We start from the raw sequence: 1,318 nt of genomic DNA, 5'->3' as shown, positions 1-1,318 counted from the left end.
GCAATCTCAGTTGTGCCGGGCCGGACCAAAGAGGCCCAGAACTGACAAGGGAAGGGGCCACTCGCCGCATGTTGTTCGCGCGCTTCGTCGACCGCCCGATCCTCGCGGGCGTCATCTCGGTGTTGATCACGCTGATCGGAGTCGTCGCGGGCCTGACCCTTCCGGTCGCGCAGTATCCCGAGATCGCGCCGCCGGTTATCAACATCCAGGCGACCTACCCCGGCGCCAGCGCCCAGCAGTCGTACGAGGCCATCGCCATTCCAATCGAGCAGGAGGTGAACGGCGCACCGCACCTCCTCTACATCAACTCGGTGAGCAGCACCGACGGCAGCGTCAGCATCGACGCCACCTTCGCGGTCGGATCGGATCTGAACGCGGCAGCTGCCGAGGTGCTCACCCGCGCCAGCCGTGCGGAGGCCAAGCTGCCGGCCGCTGTCCGGGCGCAAGGCCTCGAGATCACGAAGAGCTCGCGGCAGCGCCTCGGCAATATCGTCCTCTACGCTGAGGACGGCGCCAACTACGACGAGCTGTTCCTCTCGAACTGGGCCGAGACGCAGGTGATCAAGCCGCTGCGCCGGGTCGAGGGGATGGGGCGCATCGTGAACTTTTCCAACATGCGCTACGCCATGCGCATCTGGCTCGACCCGGTGAAGATGGAGGCGCTGGCGATCAGCCCCCAGACCGTCACCTCGGCGATCGAGCAGCAGAACGCGCAGATCACGACCGGCGTTCTCGGCAAGCAGCCGCTGAGCGAACCCACAGCCTTCGAGCTGCAGCTCGTCACGCAGGGGCGCCTGCTCAAGCCCGAGGAATTCGCCAACATCCTGCTGCGCGCCAATCCCGACGGCTCGGTGGTGCGGGTGCGCGACGTCGCCCGAGTCGAACTCGGCTCCGAGCAGTACGGCGTCAGGTCGAGCTTCGACGGCCGGCCCTCGGCGACGCTCGGAATCTACCAGAACCCCGACGCCAATGCCGTGGAGGTGATGGAGGGCGCGCGCGCCACCATGAAGGAGCTTGCCAAACGCTTCCCGCCGGGCCTGACCTACCGCATCGCCCTCGACCGGACCGAATTCGTGCGAGAGGCGATCTGGGAGGTGGTGCGCACCCTCTTCGAGGCGCTGGTCCTCGTGGTGATCGTCACCTACCTGTTCCTGCAGAACTGGCGCGCGACGCTCATCCCAGCGATCGCGGTGCCCGTGGCGCTAGTCGGCACGTTCGGTCCGATGGCGCTTCTGGGCTTCTCCTTCAACACCCTGAGTCTGCTCGGCCTGGTGCTGGCGGTGGGCCTGGTCGTCGATGACGCGATCATCGTCGTCGA

At 66.6% G+C, this 1,318-nt stretch carries 1 protein-coding gene; it reads left to right on the top strand.

Annotation, left to right across the window (positions count from 1 at the left end; translation table 11 throughout):
* Positions 1-71 precede the first annotated feature (71 nt).
* A partial coding sequence (locus tag GGQ85_RS20765; RefSeq protein ID WP_309776096.1) for an efflux RND transporter permease subunit occupies positions 72-1,318 on the top strand: 1,247 nt, incomplete at its 3' end.

The organism is Nitrobacter vulgaris, from assembly GCF_031453995.1.
GTDB classification, from domain to species: domain Bacteria; phylum Pseudomonadota; class Alphaproteobacteria; order Rhizobiales; family Xanthobacteraceae; genus Nitrobacter; species Nitrobacter vulgaris.
Note: the sequence above shows the minus strand (reverse complement) of the source record. Positions and strands in the feature narration are given on the sequence as shown.